Below are 17,489 nucleotides of genomic sequence, written 5' to 3'. Positions count from 1 at the left end.
ATCTAATTGATATTTTCCATCTTCAAACGGACAAACCCCATCTCATCATTTGTATTTTCATAAATCCATATGTTGCCGTCCTTGGCGAAATGTTTAGCAGGTTTCTTGATCAGTTGCGGAACACGAGATTCTCCGATCTGATTTAACTCCATATCGTAGGCTGTTAAATATACTTTGGTTTTATCTTCATTTTCCTCGAAAGAAAACCGATAAAAGATCTGATTTTTCTGATCCCAAAAAGGTGGTAAAAAATTGATTTCCGAATGGAATCTCATATATTCAGCTTCAAAACTTTCTTTAGCATTATGATCTAATTTATAGTCTTTCACTTTTTCATTGGCTGTAAGTTTGTTCTTATACGATTTGATGAATAGAGAATCCAACTCAGTATCATACCACATAAGAGAGCTTGTAACCTGATTGGATAAAATCACTTTAGAACCGTGCTTTTCAATTTCACCTTCTGGAGATTTGATCAAAATACTACCACTCACATTATAATTAAAGGTAAAATCGGCCATTCTCACAAAGGTTTTTAGCTCAACTTTAGAAATTTCATACGCATCCAAATGGAGTATTCCCAAAACATAACTTTTATCCATATGACGGAAGATTAAACCATAAATCCGGTTGGACTCTGGGTCAAATACCCCACTTGACTTTAATTCCTCACCGCCCTCCATGGGGTGTCCACCTAAAGAAAAGTTCTCAAAATTAAACTTTCTTAACCTCTTACCATCCAATGAAAACAATGCGCTTTGATTCATGCCATTCAACATAATTTGGTTTTCGTTAATAGCATTTATCCTCCCAATAAACGGCCCTGTTCCGTTGGGGCCTTCTTTTTCAAAAGGAAGCTTTTCCTCCTGCCGCAACTCATCCAAGTTGATTTTCTCGACAGTATGGTCATTCATATTAAAATTTAAAAGGTACCTATCATCATTGCTTTTATCCGAACCAAATAGTTGATATTTCAAAAAGATGATTTCAGGATTGGAATCTATGATAACAGTATCTAGGGAAAACTGAAAGTTGGAAAAATAACCCAACTCTGTTTCATTAGGTTTTCCAATACAGGAAATTAATACTATAATGGCCAAGCAGTTTAAATATCGCATCTCTGTTTTTGTTAATATTTCCTAATTGGTCATACCTCTTCCAGGTATGGCCATCAATGACAGGTTACTATTTTAGGTGATTTTCATCAATTACAAACTCCACTGGTATAACCACACTCTCCAGATCCTCCATAAATGGTTCCCATCTGATTTCTCTGCAGCACATCCTCTGCTGCCAGCTTCAATTTCTCTAAATTTAACTTTTTCATTTTTCTGTTTAGTTAAAGAAGTTTATCGTTTCCCAAAATGGTAGGAGTATGGGTAATCCCTTCCCGTTCGCACCACTCCTTCATGGCCAAGAGCTTTTCATCCTGCTGCACCAGCTCCCCGTTCATAGGATATTGTTCTGCAAAAACCGCATAGTCCTTTTTTTCGGCAGTATACCATTGGTCCAAAGCTTCCTGCATCACCTTAGTGTCCCCTTTACTGTTTATGGCCAGAAAATGGCTGATTGTTTTTGCATGGAGATCATCCATGCTACCATTGGGAAAGAATATGATCTGTAAGTCAATGCTTCCCGCTTCCACCAACCGTTCCAATTCCAGATGAGCCTTAGCACATGGGCCGCAGTAGGGGCTGCACACCTTGATGACCTGATATTTGGGAGCCTTGTTCTTTATTTGGATACCCAGCCCTTCGGTAGGGTTACTTATCTTTTTCGACCGGGAAAGTAGGCTTTCAAAAATTGCAGGGTTTGTCTTCAACTTTTTCAGGTTCCTTTTGTAATAAAAGATGTCGTCTTTGGAATCCAAAATTGGTTTAAGGTACATCCATCCCAATTGGATGCCAATAAAAAGAACCACAAAGGCTGAAAGCTCCTGCATGCGTATAGGATCCTTATAAAACTGCACCGTCCAAGCCAATGCCATTTCGAGCAGTAAGACGCCGAGCACGATCAGGCAAAGCCGGCACCATTTTTTGACTTTGAATGCCTGGAAATAAAATGAAATCGCCACAACAGGGAGTGTTGCCAGACTTAGCCAAGCTAAGGTGGGTAGTAAACTAAACGAAGATATTTGGGTCAACAGCACCAAGGAGTCGGCAAAGAAGTAGGCAAAAGCCAGGGAACCGGGGCTGATGGCCCCATCCGCAAATTTGAAGTTTGTGTCATCCAATACCGTGTTGCAGTCCGCCTTCCCTCCGCCGGAGCAGAATTTTTGAACCAATGGATTATCCTTGTCAATTTCCCGCCATAAAATCAATCCCGAAATGCCCAATCCGCTCAGCTTCAGCAGCAGATATCCAGCGGCGGCAAGTCCGTACCCGCTTCCCATCATTTCATTCCATCCGAAACCCATTGCAGACAAAGCAAATAGCGCAATGCCAGCTATCAATAAGGTCTGTATTTTTGCTTTCCAAATACGTTCTCCAATCCCCGGCTCGGCGGAGTTGTCGTTTTTTTCCACTAACAATACCACCCCGGTCCAGATATTTAAAAAATCCTCCTTGTTAATTTTGAATTCCTTCCTCTTTTCATCATGGCCCGCAAGGGTGTTGTCTGAAATGTGGGAGAGTGTATGAAAAAAGTCTTTTCCTTGTACTGAAACCTGCACGATACAGGGCAAGGGAACCGCATCCAGCTTTTCTTTCCCAATTTTAAGCGGCACCTGGCTGATGTTATATTTTGCCATCACATCCGAAATCGTCAGCAGACTGGGGAAATGTGGGTGGGAAAGGACCTCTTCTTTTAAATATTGCCTGGTATAGTGTGAATCTCGAATAGCTCAAGGATTTTTTGAATGGCGTAGAAACAATTGTTCATTGTGTTTTATGTTGAAAGTTATACTAAACTAAACAATCAACAGGATATTTCAACTATAAAACCCTCAGTTTCCCGTGAACCGTATGGTTTTTCCCGTGAATGGTGTGTTTTTGTCCGTGAACGAATGGGTTTCCCGATCAATAATTGCATGTATTTTTGATGGAATTGTCTGTTTTGGAACGATATAATTAGGAAACAGAGAACAGGGAACAGGAAATCGGGCGGAAACTTCTATTCCCTTTTCCCTTTTCCCTATTTACTTAGTATTCAGGAAACGGGGAAGAATTAAAAAGGCTTGTTTAAATTTGCTGTTTTTCCCCATTGGAAACCTTAATTTAACGATGGCAAATCAAAAACGGCTATTCCCGGATCCTCGTCCGTAGTTATACCAAATATTTTTTTGGAATTTTCATCAACCGCCAAAGCCCTGATGGACGTGTCAAGTCTCAATTCGCATTGAATATTTCCTTCCAAATCAAAAACATATATTTCAGTGGCAAGCTGGTCTCCTTCTCGAAGTTGCTTATCTGTCCTCCCACAGTAAAGTCCGTAGATATATTTATCTCCTACATCCACTCCCCAATAGGCGAGAGGTTCATTTATGTCTACGATTATCTTGTCGGATTGACCACTGGTTTTAGCCACTGTAAATTTTGGGATGAAATTATATGGACCATCCACCATGGTGATTTTTCCGGTTTCCCTATCTAATATTTCTATCCAGTCCCGATAGGCCCCGGCAGATACATAGATGTTGTTATTTTGATTGCCCCGAAACCATCCCAGGTGTAAGTCAGCCATCATATAATCAGTGAAATCCTTTCTCACCAAATGGTCTTTCCATTGTCCGTAATTTTGCTGGCGTAGACCACTGATGTTGAACTCCACAAACTGGTAGGGGTCATTGACCATCCGGCACATTACAGTGCTGTTCGAGGACCAAGTCATGGCCATCGCCATAAAAAAATCTCCCTCCTGTTTGATTTGATTATTGGATAGAGACACCGTGTCGTCTAAACTGAACTCCGAGAATCTTTTTTCCATCGCACTATAAACCCAGAACGTGTTTTCCTTTGCGCCCAAGTCAATACCGGCAACATCTGAGATCCCACCCGGACCAAAACCGAGTATGCCTTTGGAGGTCATATACTTCATGTTTTGGGCATCTATGATATGGACAGGGGGAAATTCAGCATGTGTCCTTCTGCTTTCTCCCACAATCAGCAAGGAGCCTTTCGTAAAGATAGTAAAGGGCATTCTCAACTTGTCAAAGTAAAATTTTCTGCCAGTGAGTCCGATTGTTTTCGGTATGGTTTTCTTTGAAAATGTTTTTACATTTTCAGAATATGATTTTTCTTCCGTGCAACAAAACATCAACAATGACACAAATATCAAAGTAGTTAAAGTTGTATAGATCCGATATGGTTTGGTTTGAAAATTCATTGCGGATACATCTAAATTGTTTTAACACCAGATAAAATTAAAAACTGGTAAAAAACCCGTCTAAATCGAGGGGTAAAAAGGCTTGTATAAACCTGCTGCTCTTTCCCATCAGAAATTCTAGTTTAGTGAGGGTAGATCAAATTCCGTGATGCCGGGGTTCTCGTCCGTGGTGACCCCAAATATTTTCCTGGTGCCCTCGTCAACCGCCAAAGTCCTTATGGACGTGTCAAGTTTCAATTCGCATTGAATGTTTCCCCCCAGATCAAAAACATATATTTCGGTGGCATTTTCGCTGGTCTCAAAAACAAAATCCCCGCCCCGAATATATCATCAATAGCAGGGAGAAAATGTATTTTAATTTTTCCATTTGCTCATCATATCCTTGATATTGTACCGAAGAACCATTTCGTTTGCATAATCCGTAGCATAGAGATAACCCTCACGTTCGTCCATTCCAATCGCGTTTAAATTATTGTCAAACTGTAAAAGACAGATAGGGCGACCTTCCCAATCATACACCCTCACAAAACTCCCCGGGTTAACCTCTGCCTCGCTGGAAGGTTTTTTCTTCATTTCCAAAGCAAAGATGTAATCCTGCGTAACCGCTGTTCCATTATATCCATCTATTTTATCCGCCAAAAAGTTTGTGGAAGGGTCAATATCCTTAGCATCATAGTAATCATCCTGCCAGTTTTCTCCATCGACAATCGATTTCTGAAGGATGAGGTTCTCATTGATAATATCAATACGGTTAAACGTTGCCATTGCCTGAACAAATAAATTCTTTGAGGGATGTTTTGTAAAAGAAGTTGTATAAAGACTGTTGACTATTTCGGCGGGCAAAACCTGGATATTATTCATTGAGGGGAATAATTCGGATTTTTCGATTTCCCCATTTTTTGGGTTGTAGGATTTGATCCGCACCCTGTTTTGCTCCGCTATCCAGCAGTCTGCAATCAGTTTTTCGTCATTGACATAAAAGAGACGGAAAAATGGAAAATCCCGGCCATTGACCTGAAAACTTTTGGTAATGACAGGATAGGGGGTGCCGGCTTGCAAGCTCTTTGAAAGATCAACTTTCGATAGATGACCTCTTAAAAAGTCGAAAATCCAAAGCGATATTCCCGACTCTGTCACGTCGTATTGACCGTCCGTGGTATGGGGCATGGTCCATTCATCAGGCCCCTCTCCTCTCACACCCAATGACCCAAGGTACTTCAGGGTTTTGGTGTGATAGGCATGGAAATGGTAATCGCCCACATTGGAAGTGGTGAGCAAGACTGTATCAAGAACATAAACTTTATGGTGGTGAAAGAAATCTTCTTGAAGAATCTCCTCTTTTTCCGGTTTAACTTTGGAGGGAAAATCGGGATGGCCTATCCTCAATACAAGCGGGTCATCAACCAAATGATGGCGTTTTTCATGACAAGCCATAAAGAGCAGAAAAGCCGCCATTAGCCGAATACTATTGGTAATTGTTCCAGTCATCATTTTAACAAATAAAACCTGACGCTATGGTTTGAAATTAAATGATGTTCTAATTTATAAAAGAAATGCCATATTTGAACTATAAAATCCTCAGTTTCTCCTAAACCGCAGGGATTTCCCGGGAATGGTTGGTTTTGTTTGTGAACGAGATGGTTATGAAATCAAAAACCGAAGGTGGTATTGATGGAGTTGTCTTTTTTGGAACGGTATAATTAGGAAACGGGGAACAGAGAACAGGGAACAGGGAATCGGGCGAAACTTCTATTCCCTTTTTCCTATTCACTGTTAACTCAGTATTCAAGAAATGGAGAACAGAGAACCGGGAACAGGGAATCGGGCGGAAACTTCTATTCCCTTTTCCCTATTCACCGTTCACTGGGTATTCAGGAAATGGAGAACAGAGAACCGGGAACAGGGAATCGGGCGAAACTTTTATTCCCTTTTCCCTATTCACTGTTAACTCAGTATTCAAGAAATGGAGAACAGAGAACAGGGAACAGGGAATCGGGCGGAAACTTCTATTCCCTTTTCCCTATTCACCGTTCACTGGGTATTCAGGAAATGGAGAACAGAGAACCGGGAACAGGGAATCGGTCGGAACTCCCATTCCCTTTTCCCTATTCACCGTTCACTGGGTATTCAGGAAACGGAGAACAGAGAACAGGGAACAGGGAATCGGTCGGAACTCCCTTTCCCTTTTCCCTATTCCCTATTCACCCAGTATTCAGGACACGGGGAACAGAGAACAGGGTCAAGAAATCGAACGAAAATCCCCTATTCAGCATTCCCTCATCCGGATGTGTTTTGAAAGTAGCTTCAGGCCGGTGGACATGGTTTTTTGTTTGGCGTTCCAGATTGCCCTTGAAAACCAGAGCAGCTCTTCCACAAACTGTTCTGCCATCTGGGTAACCAAAGGATCCAGCACCTGGAAGTTTTTGTCAAATGCCGACTGCACTTCGGGCACGGTAAGCTTCACGGGCATGGGGTAAGCTCCCAAACCAAGGATGACATGCTGGAGCTGCACGGAAGCATTGATGCCACCGGATTTATCCGTGGAAGCGGTGGCCACGGCTATTGGTTTCCTGCTGAATTCTTCCCCGTAATAATCCAGTACGTTTTTGAGCACACCCGAAAAACTTCCATGGGTTTCGGAGGAGACCATGACGAAGGCATCCGCATTCAGCAGTTTGTTTCTGATCATCTCGATTTCCAACACATACTCCTCTTCGTCTCCGCAAAAGGGTATCTTGTAGTCGGCTAGATCAAGCAGGTCGGTTTCTACTCCCTGCCGCAGCAGCATTTCATCGATCAACAGGGCTACTTTGAAGGATGGCCTTTCACGTTTGCTGTTGGCTATAACGGTGATTCTCATGGTTTTTCTGTGTTTATGGGATTTGCCTGTGTTTTGTATTTTCGCCTGTTACCCGCCCATGAAAACAAGCTTTTCCGCTTGCTGACTCATGAAGATGCAGGTTGGTTTTATCCGGAAACAAAATTAGAGGACGGTTCAGAAAGAAAATTGTAAAAAATAGACATCTTCAAACTCCCATCAGGCTGAAGTATTGCCGGGGGCTGAATCCGGCGAATTTTTTGAAATCGTGAATGAAATGGGCCTGGTCATAATAGCCGGAAGCATAAGCCAATTCGGTCAGGGTGCTGAATTTATGGTAGTCCGCCACCGAATTTTCAAACCTCACAATCCTGGCATAAAGCTTTGGGGTGAACCCGGAATAGCCGAGGAATTTTCGTTCAAACTGTTTTTGGGAAAGAAAATAATGGTCGATGAACTCCGTGATGTTTATATTTCCTTTCAGTTGCCTTATTTCAAAGAGTGCCTTGATGATCGATTTGTCCTTTACCCATTCTTGGCCGAGCAGTTTATTTTTGAGGTATGAGGACAAAATGTTTACCCTTTCCCTACCGCTTTTTGCCATGCACAGCATTTCATGAAGACCTTCTTCCCTATTCCTGAGCAAAGGAGGGAGCTCCATCATTTGATCGTTGAGTTCTTGGGGGGATAATCCAAATACAAGCGGAATGGCGTGAGGAAACAAGGCCACGCCTATCATTTGGCTAAATCCTGAGGTAGGGAATTGTTCTGCTTTTTTGGTCTGGCCCTGTACTCCGGAGAACAAGAGATCACCCCTGTCAGCATCGGTAAAGGCGAAAACCATTTTGGTAAAAGTATCTGCTGTGGAATAATATGTGTCAAAACTGTCTTTTTCGGCCCTATCAGCCACCCAAAAATAACCTACAAGTGAACTTAAGTCGGGGGAGGGTTTAATGATGTAGTAGCTCATGACAAAAGAATGGTGTATGAAGTCAGCAATCAATCAGGCAATTCACCACCTCACTATTTCGCCGTTTTCTACCACATGTCCCGATTGTATGATGGAAGTCATAATAAAAACATCCGGTATCTTTAAATCCAAATAATGGCAAAAAAGTTCTAAAAGGCTCGTTTGAATTTTGCCAATGTCCTTCTCTGACCATAAGGAGGGCAGGTACAGGTGGATCATCAGCGCATAATTTTGTCCGGCTTGTTGAAAACCTGTAAGGGCATTGACGCAGATGTCTTTTTGATCCACCTGGATGATGGCTGCCCATTCATTTACCAATTGTTGGAGTTCTTCCGGACCTATGGATTTGTTTTTGAGGAAACAGGTTGCGATTGGCATGGCGTGTAATATTGATTTTAAAGGTTTCTTTTTATTTCTGCCGCAATTTCATCCATTCTCTTTCGGTCGGCTTTCAGAAAATGCCGGGACGGGTCATACCGAAGGCCAAAACCGTCATCCTTGTACCGCGGGAAAACGTGCAGGTGAAAATGAAAAACTTCCTGTCGGGCCGCTTCCCCATCTGCCACCAGCAGGTTCACCCCTTCACAGCGAAGATCGGATTTCCGTAAGGCCTGGTTCATTTTTGCCGCAATGACCATCATGTGCTGCAGGGTGGCCGGATCCACATCTTTCATATATGGGGCATGGTACTTCGGGATGATCAGCAAATGGCCCTCCTGGATAGGCCTGATGTCCACAAATACAGCTACCTCCTGATCCTCGCAAATCATACTTACGGGCAATGTGCCTTCCAGTATTTTACAGAATATGCAGTTTTCTTTTGATTCCTTATCCTTTGTCATGGCTTAATGGCTTGGCCCTCCGGATGTTCACCTGCAAATTAATAATAATGAGGTATTTATCCTTTATCTGGAACAAATAGTCGCGGCCGGCTCCTTGATATTTTCATTCCCCGTATGCCAACCGAAGTAATCCTGAACCCCACTTTTGGCGGCGTTTCTGTTTACAGGTTAAATATGACAAATGTCATGTTTTTATGATTTTTTATTTTGATAATCAAAGAAAAACAATACAAATCATTGTTTTCGAAAGACCCCCGTCACTTCATAGCAGACAACCCTTAAATAATTTTAGGGCAACAAATGACACAGTATAAATTTAAACCAAAAAGCTATGAGAACTTTTAGACATTTATCACCAATAGGCGGCTGTATTGAGGTATGGATCGGTACTATCAGAGAAAAAATAGGGCGGGTGGTTTTCGCTTTATTCCTGGCCATAATCATGAGTTCATGTCAATATGATGAGATAGTGCCTGTAGCGCCCGAGTTGGGTGAAGATGAGGTGTTGTTCAGTCAGGATATTGTCCCCATTTTCGAAAGCAGTTGCAACAGGTCTTCGTGCCACGGAGAGTGGGTTCCTCCCATCCTTGTGCCCGAACACGCATACAACAATCTCATAAACGAAAACTTTATCGATAAGAATACCCCGGAAAATTCCGAATTGTACCAGTGGATGATTGGTAACCGGGCCCGTCCCATGCCCCTATCAGGGCCGAATGCGGAGTACAACGCAAAGATATTGACCTGGATTCAGCAAGGCGCAAAAAACAACTAAAACCAAAGAGAAATGAAAACTTTAAATATTACGGAAAACAAATATATCTGGGTTGCTTTCATCATCATATTGTTTGTTGGAATGGTGTTTTCCCCGGCGGAGGCGCAGCAAAGAGATGATGAGGAAGAGGTCCAGGAGATCATCATTCATACACGGCCATTACAACGTGTGGGGAATACCTTTGAAAGCACCTTGCTTATCGATAACCAAACTACACTGGTTCCGCTTCGGAAGACATTTCAATTTGACATACAGCACCGGTTCGGAACGGTCCAAAATGGATACAGCGACTTCTATGGGCTCTATGCGCCCTCTAATATACGCATGGGCTTTGGATATACTCCCATAGACAATCTGATGGTGGGTTTTGGGTTTACCAAATACAGGCTGCTCTGGGATTTCAATGTCAAATATGCCCTTTTAAAAGAAACGGGCAAAAACCCTTTCCCTGTCGGTGTCACCTATTTCGGCAATGTGGCTGTGGATACCAGAAGTTCCAATAATTTCACATCCGGCTCGGACCGGCTGACTTACTTTCACCAATTGATGGTGGCTAAGAAGGTGACCCGGGACTTTTCCATACAGGGATCCCTGAACCTTTCTCACTTTAATGCAGTGGAGGCTTTTGTTGACCCTGAAGGAGATGTGCAGGCCAATATGAAGAATGACCACTTTTCCGCAAGTGTTCTGGCAAGGTATAAAATTTCCGATGCGTTTGCCTTTATCGGTAATTTTGACCAGCCTATCACGCGACATTATGCAAACAACCCACAGCCCAATATCAGCATGGGGGTAGAACTGGCTACTCCCCTGCACGCCTTCCAGGTATTTGTCGGTAACTATGATCACCTGGTTCCCCAATACAACAATGTATTCAACAGGAATAAATTCGGGGACGGGGCGATTTTAATCGGATTCAATATTACACGTCTGATTGACACCCAGGAAGAAAACGTCAGGGAAATGATGTTTAAGCGAAAAAGATAAGAATTACTTTACCTTTCAGTTATAATTAATGTCAAAGGACCGGTAAAATGCCGGTCCTTTGACTTTTTGAAGAACAGAAGACCAAACGGAATAACCTTTTTATCCGGTAATCATCAACATGATCGCGATGAAATGCAATACCGTTCCCGCCAGCACAAATACGTGCCAGATGGAATGGGCAAACTTCATGGTTTTATGGGTGTAAAAAAGGATGCCCAGCGTGTAGACAATTCCTCCGGCTCCCATCAAACTGAGCTCAGTCACCCCCAATCTGCTGACCAGGGGCTGGATAAAGAAGATGGCCAACCATCCCATGCTGAGGTAGACGATCAGCGACAATTTGGCAAATCGATGGGTATAAAAAATCTTAAAAACCACCCCAATTATCGTCAGTCCCCATATCACTCCAAAATAAATCCAACCGAGAGCACCTCCCAAAGCGATCAATAGAAACGGGGTATAGGTACCCGCTATCAAAAAATAAATGCTGATATGATCCAATGTCCTCAAAAGAGGTTTTATGATTGGCGATTGAATAGCATGGTAAAGGGTGGAAAAGGTATAAAGAAGCAGGATAGAAGCACCAAACATGCTGCAACTGAATACATGGATGGCTGTGCCGTTCAATACCGAAAAGGTAATCAACAGGGAAATGGCCACAATGCTGAAGAGAATCCCAATACCATGCGTGATGCTATTGGCGAATTCCTCACGGAATGTCTGTTTTCGTTCTACTATTCCCGCCACAGTACAAAGGTATTTTGAATGCCGGAAATTTCAGCATTTTTCACCAATTTCACTAACCCGTATGTGCTTGGAAACAGGCTTTGCTTGTCGGTGGCAAAGTGAAATTAGCCTGTTGCAATCAACTACACTTCACCGGGAATGTTCCTTTTCATAGGTTCGGTGCTTACCGTTTATCGGGCTTCTCCGGCTGGCTTCCGGTCGCGATAAGTTGCTGACAAGCTGACTCAAGGTTTTGACGCTGATTTCATATTCCACTTCCGAAATGCCGGCCATGGCTTTTTTTCTGAAGGCCTGCTGCGCCTTCAGACAGTCTTTGTACAACTGTTTCCCTTTTTCAGACAATCTCAGCCCGCCCTGAATGGAGATGATGTTTTCGTCAAAAAACTCACATAAAATGGTGCTGACAGATTTTTCCCCGGCAAAGGGTTGCATTACCTCCAGTAATGATTCCCTATCGATATCAGGTTTGGAAGCAATGGAATTTAAAACCTGCCAGGAAGTTCTGGTCAGGCTAAAGGAGTGCTGTACTTGATTGATTCCTGACGTGAGCAATTGGTCGGCATGCTTTATCCAATACCCGATGGGAAGTTTTTTGTTTTCGATGACCATAGATGATTAATAATTTACCCTTAATTAATAGCATGAAAAATAGTTATAAAATGCTTTGTTACAAAGTTAAAAATAATGTATTTAAATTACAAAAATAAGTATTTTTTTTGACAAAAATCTGGGTATTCCTCATTTGGCCTATGATGTAATTGTTCTAAACGTTAGATTGACCCGTGGTTTCTTGACAAACTTGGTTTTAGGTAACCGGTGTAGCCAATGGGTCTGTGTTTCATCTTTCATGATCAAAAGGCTTCCGTGTTGCAGTACCAGGGATACGGTTTCCTTACTTTTTTTATGTTTAAAGGCAAATTTGCGCTCGGCACCAAAACTCAAAGATGCAATAGCGCCGTTCTTTTTGAGGTCTTTTTCCCCATCACTGTGCCAGGCCATGCCTTCATTACCGTTGTGATACAGGTTGAGGAGACAGGAATTGAACGTCTCATTACTGGCGGTTTCCACCAGTTTTTTGAGTTCCAGGAGCTCAGGCGTCCAGCTATGGGCTGTTTTGGTGGTTTTTGAATAAGTGTATTCAAACTCGCGGTCTCCGTACCACGCCACCTTTCGGTCTGTGATGATGCGCTTGCCGAAAATGATGGCTTCATCATGGCGCCAATTGATATGATGCAGGAGTTTTTCCAGGTAATGGTCCGCTTCTGCCGGTAAAAGCAAGCGGCCATAATAATTCACAACACCATCTTTAGGCAGTAGGTTGCGGTTTTTATCGGTATCATTACTGAATAGATCCATTGTTTTCCAGGTATAGTATCGGTCCGGCAGACAATGCGCGCAGGGACGGTAGCCGTTTTTCAGGGCTTCGTTTTCGGAAACAAAAAATATACGGTTTTCTTTCTTCATTCGTTTTCCCGAACGGCATCGCAAAGTCCCGTAAATTTTAAGTCTGACGTTCCCTCCCCAACATATCGCTGCGTTTTTGATGAGTTTTCTTGTTTCTGTTTCACTTAGATGGGCATGCTTTATCATACGATCAATTAAGTGCATCGTGAAAGATAATTCCCAAGGTATACCTTTCTCCTTGCACTACCTCACTTACACCGTGCTTTACGTTGATTCTGTAATAGGCATTTTTCCCTTTGGCCGGTCTGAAATGGGTAGTGAAAACCAATATATCTCCTTTTCGGGGTTTCAGAACAGTGGCTTTTGTTTGTGCCCGGGGTACCTGTTCTGTCAGCACGAATTCTCCACCAGCATGGTCGTTTACGGGATCACTTAGAAACAATACTGCCTGCATGGGAAAGTAGATTTCGCCATATAAATCCTGATGAAGGGTGTTGTATCCACCCGGGCCATATTTGAGAATCAGCGGTGTGGGTTTATGTTGGCCATGGGCAATGCATTGCTCCAATAATTCTTTGTGGGTGTCGGGGAAACGCCTGCCAGTATGAAGTACTTTCATCCATAGATTTGCCACAGGTACCAGAAAAGGATAAAGCGTTTCTCTGATGGAGTGGATCAGGGCGGGAAGAGGATAATTGAAATACTTGTATTCCCCATAGCCAAAACGATGGCGTTCCATGTAAACGGTTTTTCTGTACCTATCCTGCCGGTGATAACCGGCTTTCAGCTCGTCGCAATCCGCCTCACTGACAAATTGGGGGATGATGGCATGGCCGTTTTTATGAAGGTTACCGGCAATATCCGGTATGATATGATCTGCGATCTTCATGACTTCTGTTTTTCAGTTTTGGCTGCTTCCCAGCCGATGAGGGCTGTTTTTCGGATGGTCCCCCACATATATCCCCCCAGTGCGCCGGTGGATTGGATTACCCGGTGACAGGGTATCAAAAAAGCCACAGGGTTACTGCCAATGGCTGTTCCTACCGCCCTGGAAGCTTTGGGGTGTTTGATGTCAATCGCTATGTCGCCGTAAGTGGACAGTTGTCCCATAGGGACCCTCAACAGGGCCTCCCACACTTTCAACTGGAATGGTGTGCCTTTCAGGTGGAGTTTGATCCGGTGAAGGCTGCTCCAGTTCCCGTTGAATACCCCAAGCACGTCCTGTTGGACAGGATGGCGGCCCTCCATGAATTTCGCATTCGGGAAATGTTTCACCAGCACAGCCAAAGCTTCATCCCTGTTTTCAGCGAAAGCCATGTGACAAATGCCTTTGGATGTGGTGGCAATGAGGAGGGGGCCAAAGGGACTTTGGGCAAAGCTGTAGTGGATCTCAAGGCTTTTTCCGCCGTTTTTGTATTCTGCAGGCGTCATGCCCTCAATGTTCACAAAGAGATCATGCAGCCTTCCTGTTCCCGACAAGCCCGTTTCGTGGGCAGCATCGGATAAAGTGGCCTGTTTTTCTTTCAGCACCTTTTTTGCGTGGCTGATACTGATGTATTGCAGGAATTTCTTGGGACTGGTTCCCGCCCATTCCGTAAAGAGACGCTGGAAGTGGTAAGGGCTCAGATGGACCTTTTCAGCGATTTCTTCCAGCCGGGGCTGATTTCTGAAGTTCTGGCTGATGTAGGCGATGGCGGCTGCGATCCGCTCGTATTGGATATGTTGTGTCTCAGTCATGTTGTTGATGTTTAATGCAATATTAATACTTTGACGGACAACGATAAACCCGAAATTTGCGGAGTTATTTCACGTGAGACAGAATATGAACATTTAAAAAAGCCGTCATCGGTAGGCACGAGGGGTGGGTTTGTGGGTTGGAGCCGCGGGAATCCCCTTACGAAAGGAGACTGCCGCGCCCTTTTCCAGCCCGCCAATCCCCTAAAAGGGCTACCGGTGACGTGTTGTACAATACCCTGTTATTCAATTGGTTGAAAAACACTGATTTTGGCGGTTTTGAATAGCCATACTAGCTGTGCATGGAGGAAACCGTCATCCCGATTGGTGCATTTTCTAAATGTCAAGCCTCGCAGGGACGATAGACGGCTTTTTTACAAAAACGTCCCCAAACTCGCGTGGTTCGGTCAGAAGTCCGTCTTATAAACCCCCGGATATGGGAAAGGGTTGCGGGTGACTTTTTGTCTGTTTACCTTTACGCCATCCTAATAAAAGATCAATGGTTATAAAATCGGCTTTCATCAGCATCACCCTACTTTTGTGCATGGTATCCCCCAAAACCCAAGCTCAGGAACGGCATGCTTACGAGATTACTCTTGCCGGCTTTACCATTGGAGAAATGGAGGCCACAAAACTGTATAAACAGGATACGGCTGTTTATTTATTGAAAAGCGAGGTGAGCTTTTGGCTTTTTGGTAGGATAAATGTAGATTATTTGACGGAAGTGAAATACCATAACGGCCAGTTCGTCCGCTCGACGGTACGCTCCAGCACCAACCGGGGCAACTTTCTTTCCAGAATCTGGTTGCAGGATGAAGTTTACGAAGTCCGCGCCAATTCTTATAGATATGAGCTGGATACACAGGTGCATGAGGAGATTGACTACAGTGCGGTCAGGCTGTTTTTTGAAGAACCCAAAGACATTTCAAAGATGATGGCTGAGAATTATGGGCAATTTTGCATGGTCACTCCTTTGGGAGAAGGCATGTATGACACGCTGGTGGAAGGCAACAAAAACAGGTACCACTACAAAGATGGCAAAATGCAGAAGGCGGTCATGCAAAGCCCGATCAAAAATTATGTGATCAGAAGAAAAGAATAAAATCATTTTTATATCCTGCACGTAGCTGGCAGGCTCATCTATTTTGATGCTTTTGGCGGGAAAGCCGCGTTATAATTTTCCTTTTGGTTTTTTAATCTTTCAATTCCTCACAATAATAACCAGCTGATTTTAAAATATTTATCAGCATGTCAGTGCTTATTCCTCCGGCTTCCACGCGGAGTATTTTGTCGCAATCTTCCAGATCAAAATTCCATCTTCCCTGTTGGTAAATAAGCCTGTCCAAAGCAGGTTGGAGTTCCTGGATTTCTCTTTCTTCCTGTACGGATGTTTTGAATACCAATACCTTTTTCATGATCTTAACGCGGAAAATGTTTAATGATGTTTTTCAGTTGATGGTTGTGCCTCTGGGTATGGACAGAGATAAAGTGCAGCCACTCCAGCCTCGTTAATGGGCCGGCACCGGGGAGTTCAAAGTCCAGGCAGATGGCGGAAAGGTCGTTTTCCCTGACAAATTCCATAATGGCATCAGTTCTGGTCTGCAGATTGGACAGTAGATGTTCCTGTTCAATAGGCTTCTCCGAAGGAAGTATAAAATCCGGTGATTCCAGCTTGGTATTAAAGTCAAGGAATACGGGTCTAAATTCCCGGGCCTTTTCATCAATATTCCTGCCATTCAAAGGAGCAGTTTTTCCCTTCAGCGTTTCCAGAACAGCATATGATCTGTACAGATGGTCGCCAACCTGAGCGGGAGACCATGAACCGGGGAAAGGTTTGGTATTAAAATGTTCCCTATCTATGCCAGACAACAAGCTGTGCAAATGCCCGAATGCTGTTTCAGTTTCCGTGATTATTTCAATGTGCGACATATGGAAGTATTTTTATATTTCAAAATTCCCTCTCCTGAAACGGGATGCCTTTTCCTTTCTCGCAATAAGACTTTAAACTCAGTAAAAACATGGCCCAATTATAATTGCACCACCGATAAAAATCAGTGATTTCGCTCCATTTGTCATGGGACAGGGATACTTTGGACACACCATTTTCTGCTGATATATCAAAGGAAATTTCGGTGCCAACCCATTCTTTGTCAGATTGGATACATTCCCATACCACCCGGGTATCTTTTTGGAGTTCCACCACTTTCATTTCCGTAAGATATCCATCATCAAAATCAAATCTGTTGATGGCTCCCAGGTCCGGTTTTACAGAGAGATTTCGCGTCCACACTTCACTTAAACCTTCCTGCGTGGTAAGTGCCCGGTATATGGTGGAAGGAGGGGTTTTGATATAATTTATTTGCTGAATGCTCTTCATTGGCTTTTGTTTTTTTTATTCTTCAACTCAGATTTTTTCAAATTTTCCTTCACCCTGAACTTCACGATCTCAGCAATCAAATCCAGGGGCAGGGGTTTATCCAATGGAAACTGAACAGAACCTTTGGCTCCCTTATATTCGGATAATGCTGTTTTAAAGGCCTCAATTCCCGAAGGTGTCGGATAAAAACCGATATGTGTTTTAAAAGCGGCAAAATGAACCAGGTTACCGTGGAGTTTGAACGTGGGTATTTCATAGTTTATGGTTTCTTCTGCTTCAGGCGCGGCACTGCGGATGGTGGTGCGAAGCTGTTCCAAGAGCGCCTGCATCTCCGGTGGGAAAGCCGCGATATACCCATCTATATTCTTGAATGAGTTTTTCATATGCCGGTATACTTTTAAGATATGGTTTTGTGCTGTAAAACGCCCGTGAAACCCATTAGTATGATAAGAACCAGTACAAAAATAGCCCTGCATTCGCAGGACTATACTGTGTAAAGGCGACTTTATAGA

22 protein-coding genes are annotated in these 17,489 nt (G+C 43.3%); 4 read left to right on the top strand and 18 right to left on the bottom strand.

All coding sequences use genetic code 11. The annotated features are described in order from the left end of the window. Positions 1-2 precede the first annotated feature (2 nt). The 5 genes from ACFPFU_RS17220 to ACFPFU_RS17200 form a co-directional block, all read right to left on the bottom strand. Positions 3-1,118: a DUF4221 family protein gene (locus tag ACFPFU_RS17220; RefSeq protein WP_377066315.1), complete on the bottom strand. Its 1,116-nt coding sequence runs from the start codon at positions 1,116-1,118 to the stop codon at positions 3-5. A gap of 86 nt (positions 1,119-1,204) precedes the next feature. After that, positions 1,205-1,327 (bottom strand): hypothetical protein, encoded by a 123-nt coding sequence (locus ACFPFU_RS17215; protein ID WP_377066313.1) that lies wholly within the window; start codon positions 1,325-1,327, stop codon positions 1,205-1,207. A gap of 12 nt (positions 1,328-1,339) precedes the next feature. Then, positions 1,340-2,839 carry a cysteine peptidase family C39 domain-containing protein gene (locus tag ACFPFU_RS17210; RefSeq protein ID WP_377066389.1) on the bottom strand — a complete coding sequence of 500 codons (1,500 nt, stop codon included), beginning with the start codon at positions 2,837-2,839 and terminating at the stop codon, positions 1,340-1,342. Positions 2,840-3,210: 371 nt separating this feature from the next. Further along, positions 3,211-4,254, bottom strand: a complete 1,044-nt coding sequence (locus ACFPFU_RS17205; RefSeq protein ID WP_377066311.1) for a BF3164 family lipoprotein — start codon at positions 4,252-4,254, stop codon at positions 3,211-3,213. A gap of 423 nt (positions 4,255-4,677) precedes the next feature. Next, positions 4,678-5,814: a BF3164 family lipoprotein gene (locus ACFPFU_RS17200; protein ID WP_377066309.1), complete on the bottom strand. Its 1,137-nt coding sequence runs from the start codon at positions 5,812-5,814 to the stop codon at positions 4,678-4,680. 472 nt (positions 5,815-6,286) lie between these two features. Between ACFPFU_RS17200 and ACFPFU_RS17195 the strand changes: the two genes are divergently transcribed. After that, on the top strand, positions 6,287-6,619 hold the full coding sequence (locus ACFPFU_RS17195) for a hypothetical protein (RefSeq protein ID WP_377066307.1): 333 nt from the start codon (positions 6,287-6,289) through the stop codon (positions 6,617-6,619). Here ACFPFU_RS17195 and ACFPFU_RS17190 read toward each other — a convergent pair. The 4 genes from ACFPFU_RS17190 to ACFPFU_RS17175 all read right to left on the bottom strand — a co-directional run bounded on the left by ACFPFU_RS17190 (position 6,590) and on the right by ACFPFU_RS17175 (position 8,953). Next, the gene (locus ACFPFU_RS17190) at positions 6,590-7,183 is read right to left on the bottom strand and encodes an NADPH-dependent FMN reductase (protein WP_377066305.1); all 594 of its coding nucleotides are present in this window, start codon (positions 7,181-7,183) and stop codon (positions 6,590-6,592) included. The genes ACFPFU_RS17195 and ACFPFU_RS17190 overlap by 30 nt on opposite strands. Before the next feature lie 166 nt (positions 7,184-7,349). Further along, positions 7,350-8,111, bottom strand: coding sequence for an AraC family transcriptional regulator (locus ACFPFU_RS17185; protein ID WP_377066303.1), 762 nt, complete (start codon positions 8,109-8,111; stop codon positions 7,350-7,352). 42 nt (positions 8,112-8,153) lie between these two features. After that, complete coding sequence (locus ACFPFU_RS17180; RefSeq protein ID WP_377066301.1) at positions 8,154-8,489, bottom strand: hypothetical protein; 336 nt, start codon at positions 8,487-8,489, stop codon at positions 8,154-8,156. Positions 8,490-8,506: 17 nt separating this feature from the next. Beyond that, positions 8,507-8,953: an HIT family protein gene (locus ACFPFU_RS17175; RefSeq protein ID WP_377066299.1), complete on the bottom strand. Its 447-nt coding sequence runs from the start codon at positions 8,951-8,953 to the stop codon at positions 8,507-8,509. 331 nt (positions 8,954-9,284) lie between these two features. Between ACFPFU_RS17175 and ACFPFU_RS17170 the strand changes: the two genes are divergently transcribed. Further along, positions 9,285-9,728: a hypothetical protein gene (locus ACFPFU_RS17170; RefSeq protein ID WP_377066297.1), complete on the top strand. Its 444-nt coding sequence runs from the start codon at positions 9,285-9,287 to the stop codon at positions 9,726-9,728. Positions 9,729-9,740: 12 nt separating this feature from the next. Next, positions 9,741-10,715: a DUF5777 family beta-barrel protein gene (locus ACFPFU_RS17165; protein ID WP_377066295.1), complete on the top strand. Its 975-nt coding sequence runs from the start codon at positions 9,741-9,743 to the stop codon at positions 10,713-10,715. 99 nt (positions 10,716-10,814) lie between these two features. Here the strand turns inward: ACFPFU_RS17165 and trhA are convergent, their stop codons facing one another. From trhA to ACFPFU_RS17140, 5 genes are all read right to left on the bottom strand, one after another. Next, positions 10,815-11,462 (bottom strand): PAQR family membrane homeostasis protein TrhA, encoded by a 648-nt coding sequence (gene trhA, locus ACFPFU_RS17160; RefSeq protein ID WP_377066293.1) that lies wholly within the window; start codon positions 11,460-11,462, stop codon positions 10,815-10,817. Between the two features lie 129 nt (positions 11,463-11,591). Beyond that, complete coding sequence (locus ACFPFU_RS17155; RefSeq protein ID WP_377066291.1) at positions 11,592-12,071, bottom strand: hypothetical protein; 480 nt, start codon at positions 12,069-12,071, stop codon at positions 11,592-11,594. A gap of 138 nt (positions 12,072-12,209) precedes the next feature. After that, the gene (locus tag ACFPFU_RS17150; protein ID WP_377066286.1) at positions 12,210-13,052 is read right to left on the bottom strand and encodes an alpha-ketoglutarate-dependent dioxygenase AlkB; all 843 of its coding nucleotides are present in this window, start codon (positions 13,050-13,052) and stop codon (positions 12,210-12,212) included. Between the two features lie 4 nt (positions 13,053-13,056). Then, positions 13,057-13,755: a 2OG-Fe(II) oxygenase gene (locus ACFPFU_RS17145; RefSeq protein WP_377066284.1), complete on the bottom strand. Its 699-nt coding sequence runs from the start codon at positions 13,753-13,755 to the stop codon at positions 13,057-13,059. Then, on the bottom strand, positions 13,752-14,603 hold the full coding sequence (locus ACFPFU_RS17140; protein WP_377066282.1) for a methylated-DNA--[protein]-cysteine S-methyltransferase: 852 nt from the start codon (positions 14,601-14,603) through the stop codon (positions 13,752-13,754). Before ACFPFU_RS17140 ends, ACFPFU_RS17145 begins: the two co-directional genes overlap by 4 nt. Before the next feature lie 496 nt (positions 14,604-15,099). On the opposite strand from ACFPFU_RS17140, the gene ACFPFU_RS17135 reads away from it, so the two are divergent. Further along, positions 15,100-15,702, top strand: a complete 603-nt coding sequence (locus tag ACFPFU_RS17135) for a DUF6134 family protein (protein WP_377066280.1) — start codon at positions 15,100-15,102, stop codon at positions 15,700-15,702. Positions 15,703-15,793: 91 nt separating this feature from the next. Here the strand turns inward: ACFPFU_RS17135 and ACFPFU_RS17130 are convergent, their stop codons facing one another. The 4 genes from ACFPFU_RS17130 to ACFPFU_RS17115 are packed head-to-tail and all read right to left on the bottom strand — an operon-like array spanning position 15,794 to position 17,360. Further along, the gene (locus tag ACFPFU_RS17130; RefSeq protein WP_377066278.1) at positions 15,794-16,015 is read right to left on the bottom strand and encodes a hypothetical protein; all 222 of its coding nucleotides are present in this window, start codon (positions 16,013-16,015) and stop codon (positions 15,794-15,796) included. Between the two features lie 4 nt (positions 16,016-16,019). Further along, on the bottom strand, positions 16,020-16,529 hold the full coding sequence (locus ACFPFU_RS17125; protein ID WP_377066276.1) for a DinB family protein: 510 nt from the start codon (positions 16,527-16,529) through the stop codon (positions 16,020-16,022). 19 nt (positions 16,530-16,548) lie between these two features. Continuing rightward, positions 16,549-16,977, bottom strand: a complete 429-nt coding sequence (locus ACFPFU_RS17120; RefSeq protein ID WP_377066274.1) for an SRPBCC family protein — start codon at positions 16,975-16,977, stop codon at positions 16,549-16,551. Then, positions 16,974-17,360 carry an iron chaperone gene (locus tag ACFPFU_RS17115; RefSeq protein WP_377066272.1) on the bottom strand — a complete coding sequence of 129 codons (387 nt, stop codon included), beginning with the start codon at positions 17,358-17,360 and terminating at the stop codon, positions 16,974-16,976. The genes ACFPFU_RS17120 and ACFPFU_RS17115 overlap by 4 nt, the downstream gene beginning before the upstream one ends. Positions 17,361-17,489 lie beyond the last annotated feature (129 nt).

The organism is Negadavirga shengliensis, assembly GCF_042652345.1.
Classification (GTDB): domain Bacteria; phylum Bacteroidota; class Bacteroidia; order Cytophagales; family Cyclobacteriaceae; genus Negadavirga; species Negadavirga shengliensis.
The sequence above is the reverse complement of the archived record's forward strand: the minus strand, read 5'-3'. Positions and strand labels throughout refer to the sequence as shown.